Annotated in this window: 1 protein-coding gene; it reads left to right on the top strand. The window is 74.2% G+C overall.

Annotation, left to right across the window (positions count from 1 at the left end; genetic code table 11):
- On the top strand, positions 1 to 5,891 hold a 5,891-nt coding region (locus ACZ7EC_RS32715), incomplete at both ends, for an amino acid adenylation domain-containing protein (protein WP_471068836.1).

Genomic DNA, 5,891 nt, shown 5'->3' with positions numbered 1-5,891 from the left:
ATCGGCAAAGCCCTCGACAACCACCGCCTCTACGTCCTCGACACCACCCTCCGCCTCGTCCCACCAGGCACCCCCGGCGAGCTCTACATCGCGGGCGCGGGTCTGGCCCTGGGCTATCTCGACCGCCCGTCCCTGACGGCGGACCGCTTCGTGGCGGACCCCTACGGCGCGCCCGGCTCCCGGATGTACCGCTCGGGCGACCTGGTCCGCTGGAACAAGCAGGGCTCGCTCGACTACCTCGGCCGCGCCGACCAGCAGGTCAAGCTCCGCGGGTTCCGCATCGAACCGGAGGAGATCGAGGCGGTGCTGGCGGCCCACGAGGGCGTCGGCCAGGCCGTCGTCACCGTCCGCGAGGACCGGCCCGGCGACAAGCGGCTCGTCGCCTACCTGGTGGCCGGCGAGTCCGGCCTCGATCTCGACGCGCTGCGCCGGCAGGCCGCTTCGGCGCTGCCCGAGTACATGGTCCCGTCGGTCTTCGTGCCGCTGGACGCGATCCCGCTGACCGGCAACGGCAAGGTGGACCGCAAGGCCCTGCCCGCGCCCTCCGCCGACCAGGACGCGGCCGGCGGGCGGGCGCCGCGCACCCCCGCCGAGGAGGTGCTGTGCGGGCTGTTCGCGGAGATCCTCGGGCTGCCGGACGCCACCATCGACGACCACTTCTTCCACCGCGGCGGCCACTCCCTGCTCGCCACCCGCCTCATCAGCCGCATCCGGGCGGCCTTCGGCGTGGGCATCACCGTCAAGGACCTGTTCCAGGGGCCGACCCCGGCCGCGCTCGCGGAGCTGGTGGAGCTGCGCGGCGGGGAGGACGTACGGCGGCCGGTGCTGCGCGAGGTCGCGCGGCCAAAGCGGGTCCCGCTCTCCTTCGGGCAGCGCAGGCTCTGGTTCCTGGACCAGCTCGAGGGGCCGTCGGCGACGTACAACATCCCGCTCGCGCTGCGGCTGACCGGACCGGTGGACATCGAGGCGCTGCGGCTCGCGCTGACCGATACCGTCGGGCGCCACGAGAGCCTGCGGACGCTGTTCTCGGCGGCGGACGGGGAGGCCGGGCAGGTCGTGCTGCCGGCCGGGGAGATCCGCCTGGACCTGCCGGTCGTCCCGGCCGAGGAGCACACCCTGGACGCGCTGCTCGGCGCGGCGGCGGCCCGGACCTTCGACCTGGCCGCCGAACTCCCGCTGCGGGCGAGCGTGTTCCGGACCGGCGCGCAGGACCACGTGCTGCTCGTGGTCATGCACCACATCGTCTCCGACGGCTGGTCCACCGCGCCCTTCCTGCGCGATGTGGCGAGCGCCTACACCGCCCGCGTCGAGGGCCGGGCGCCCGAGTGGGAGCGGCTGCCGGTCCAGTACGCCGACTACACCCTCTGGCAGGAGGAGCTGCTCGCGGCGGACGGGGAGCGGCAGGCCGAGTTCTGGCGGCAGACGCTGGGCGAGCTGCCCGAGGAGGCCACCCTGCCGGCCGACCGGCCGCGCCCGGCGACCGCGAGCTTCCGGGGCCGTACGCACCAGGTCCAGTGCCCGCCCGCGCTGCACGAGGCGCTGACCCGGCTGGCGCGGGAGACCGGGACGACCCTGTTCATGGTGGCGCAGGCCGCGGTGGCGACCGCGCTGGCCCGCTCCGGCGCCGGCACGGACATCCCGATCGGGGCGCCGATCGCGGGCCGCACCGACCAGCGCCTCGACGACCTGGTGGGCTTCTTCGTCAACAGCCTGGTGCTGCGCACCGATGTGGACGGTGACCCGTCCTTCCGCGAGCTGCTCGACCGGGTCCGGGAGACCGACCTGGCCGCCTGGGCCCACCAGGACCTGCCCTTCGACCGGCTCGTGGAGATCCTCAACCCTGAGCGGAGCACCGCCCGCCACCCGCTGTTCCAGGTGGCCCTCACCCTCCAGGACGCGGCCAAGCCGGTCCTCGAACTGCCGGGTGTGCACACCGAGTCCGGCTTCACCCCGCTGGAGATCGCCAAGTTCGACCTGACCTTCTCCTTCCACGAGCACCGCACGCCCGACGGCCGTCCCGGCGGCCTGGACCTGGCCATCGAGTACGCGACGGACCTGTACGACGCCCGGACCGTCGAGGGGCTCGCGGACCGACTGCTGCGGCTGCTGGGGGCGGCCGTCGTGACGCCGGAACTGCCCATCGGACAACTGGAGTTCACCGGGCCCGAGGAGCGGGCGCGGCTACTGGAGCTGGGCGCCGGCCCGGTCACCGACGGCGCCTTCCCGGACGCGGGCCTCGCGGAGCTGTTCGCCGCGCAGGCGGCCCGCACTCCGGACGCGATCGCCGTGGCGTCCGGCGAGCGCTCCCTCACCTACGCCGAACTCGACGCCGAGGCCGACCGGTTCGCGCTGCGCCTCGGCGGTCTCGGCGTCGGCCCCGAGTCCGTCGTCGCGCTGATGATGGAGCGCTCGGCCGACCTCCTGGTCGCGATGCTCGCGGTGGTGAAGGCGGGCGGCGCCTACGCCCCCCTCAACCCGGCCGACCCGGACACCCGGCACGCCCAGATCCTCGGCGAGCTGGACGCGCCGGTCCTGATCACCGACCGGGCGCTGGCCGACCACCCGCTGGTCACCACGGCGCAGGCGCGGGGCCTGGTCGTCGACCGCAAGGACCTCGACGGCGGTCCCGCCACCCGGCCGGCCGGCCCCACCCACCCCGACCAGTGGCTGTACGTCATGTTCACCTCGGGCTCGACCGGCGTGCCGAAGGGGGTCGCCGTAACCCACCGCAACGTCGCCGACCTGGCCCGCCAGCGGATGTACGCGGGCGACGGCGGACGGCGGGTCCTCTTCCACTCCCCGCACACCTTCGACGCCTCCACCTACGAGATCTGGGTGCCGTGGCTGACCGGCGGCACGGTCGTCGTGGCCCCCCGCGGCCACCTGGAGACCGACACGCTGGGCGACCTGCTCGCCCGGTACTCGATCACGAGCCTGTGGCTGACCGCGGGCCTGTTCCGGGTGATGGCCGAGGAGGTGCCGGAGGCCTTCGCCGGGGTCCGGGAGGTGTGGGCGGGCGGCGACGTCGTCCCACCGGAGGCGGTGCGCCGGATCCAGGAGCACTGCCCGGACACGACCGTCGTCAACGGCTACGGGCCGACCGAGACCACCACCTTCGCCGCCACCCACCGCGTCCGCCGCCCCTACGACTATCCGGGCACGATCCCGATCGGCGAGGCCCTGGACAACCACCGGCTGTACGTCCTCGACCCCGCGCTCCAGCCCGTACCCGCGGGTGCGCCCGGCGAGTTGTACATCGCCGGGGCCGGACTGGCGCGCGGCTACGTGGGCCGCCCGTCGCTCACCGCCGAACGGTTCGTGGCCGACCCGTACGGCGCGCCGGGCTCCCGGATGTACCGCACCGGGGACCTGGTGCGCTGGAACCACGAGGGCTCCCTGGAGTACCTCGGCCGCGCCGACCAGCAGATCAAGCTGCGCGGCTTCCGCATCGAACTGGGGGAGATCGAGGGCGCGCTGACCGCGCACCCGGCCGTCGTCCAGGCCACGGTGATCGTCCGCGAGGACCGGCCGGGGGACAAGCGGCTCGTGGCGTACCTGGTGGCCGCCGGGGACGGCGTGGACCTGGGCGAGCTGCGCCGGCACACCGCGGCGGCGCTGCCGGAGTACATGGTCCCCTCGGCCTTCGTGGTCCTCGACGCGATCCCGCTCACCGCCAACGGCAAGATCGACCGGCGGGCGCTGCCCGCCCCGCAGGTCATCCACGACGTCATCGGGCGCGCTCCGCGCAATCCGCAGGAAGAGGTCCTGTGCGGCCTGTTCGCGGCGGTCCTCGGGCTGCCGTCGGCCACCATCGACGACCACTTCTTCCACCGGGGCGGCCACTCCCTGCTCGCCACCCGCCTCATCAGCCGCATCCGGGCGGCCTTCGGCGTGCAGCTCGGCGTCAAGGACCTGTTCCGGCACGCGACCGTGGTCGCGCTGTCCGAGCGGATCACCGAGCGCATCGCCGAGAGCAGCGGCGAGCTGCCGCGGGCCGCGCTGACCCGTGCGGCACAGCGCCCCGGGCGCGTCCCGCTGTCCTCCGCCCAGCAGCGGCTGTGGTTCCTGGACCAGATGGAGGGCCCCTCGGCGACGTACAACATCCCGTTGGCGCTGCGGCTCACCGGTTCCCTGGACACCGGGGCGCTGCGGGACGCCCTCACCGACCTGGTCACCCGCCACGAGAGCCTGCGCACGGTCTTCCCGGTCCACGACGGCAAGGCCTACCAGTCGGTGCTCCCGCCGGAGCCGGTGGACCTGCCGGTCCTCCCGGTCACCCCGGACACGCTCGCCGCCCGGCTGGCCGAACTCTCCGGCACCGCCTTCGACCTGGCCGCCCGCGGCCCGCTGCGGGCCGCGCTCCTCCGGCTGGGCGCGGACGAGCACGTGCTGCTCCTGGTGATCCACCACATCGCCTCCGACGGCTGGTCCAACGCGCCCCTCTTCCGCGACCTGTCCACCGCCTACACGGCCCGCACCGAGGGCCGGGCGCCCACCTGGGAGCCGCTGCCCGTCCAGTACGCCGACTACGCGCTGTGGCAGCAGCAGCTCATGGCGGACGACGAGGAACGTCAACTGGGCTTCTGGCGCGAGGCGTTGGCCGACCTGCCGGAGGAGGCCACCCTCCCGGCCGACCGCCCGCGCCCGGCGACCGCCTCCAACCGGGGCAGCACCCACACGGTGCACGGGAGCGCCGATCTGCACACGGCGCTCACCGCGCTGGCCCAGGACACCGGGACGACCCTGTTCATGGTGGCCCAGGCCGCCGTGTCGGCCCTGCTGGCGCGGTCCGGGGCCGGGGACGACATCCCCCTCGGCTCCCCGGTCGCCGGCCGCACCGACCAGCAACTGGACGATCTGGTCGGGTTCTTCGTCAACACCCTGGTGCTGCGCACCGACCTGAGCGGCGAGCCGAGCTTCCGGGAGCTGCTGCACCGCGTCCGGGAGACCGACCTGGCCGTCTGGAACCACCAGGACCTGCCCTTCGACCGGCTGGTCGAGATCCTCAACCCGGAGCGCACCCCGGCCCGGCACCCCCTGTTCCAGGTCATGCTGACCCTCGGCGACACGACGGCCGAGGCACCCGGACTGCCGGGCCTGGAGACGGCCTACGAGTTCTCCGAGGTGGAGATCGCCAAGTTCGACCTCACCTTCGGCTTCGCGGAGCGCCGGGCGGCGGACGGGGCGCCGGACGGGCTGGACATCACGGTCGAGTACGCGACGGACCTGTACGACGCGGACACCGTCGCGGCGACCGCGGACCGGCTCGTACGACTGCTCCAGGCCGCCGCCGAGAGCCCTGATCTCCCCTTCACCGCGCTGGAGTCGCTGTCCGGCGGCGAGCGGGAGCTGCTGCTCGCGGGGCGGGCGGGCCTGCTCACCGGGAGCGCGGACGTCGCCCTCGGCGAGCTGTTCGCCGCGCAGGCGGCCCGCACTCCGGACGCGGTGGCCGTCGTGCACGGGGACGAGGAGCTGACGTACCGGGAGCTGGACGAGCGGGCCAACGGTGTGGCGCACCGGCTGATCGCGGAGGGGGTCACGCCGGGCAGCCGGGTGGCACTCTTCCAGGAGCGGTCGGCGGACGCGGTGATCGGCACCCTCGCGGTCGTCAAGGCCGGCGCGGTCTACGTCCCGCTGGACACCCGGTACCCGATGGAGCGGGTCCAGCTCATCGTCGGGCAGTCGGACGTCGACTTCTTCGTCACGGACCGCGATCCGGGGACGGTGGGGCTGCCGGCGGGCGCCAAGGTGATCCCGAGCGGGGCCACGTGTGCGCTCACGGACGACCCCGGAGTCCGGGTGCATCCGGACCAGCCGGTGTACGCCATGTTCACCTCCGGCTCCACCGGCGTCCCCAAGGGCGTCGCCGTCACCCACCGCAACGTCGCCGA

The organism is Streptomyces sp. NPDC037203, assembly GCF_055605065.1.
The sequence above is the reverse complement of the archived record's forward strand: the minus strand, read 5'-3'. Positions and strand labels throughout refer to the sequence as shown.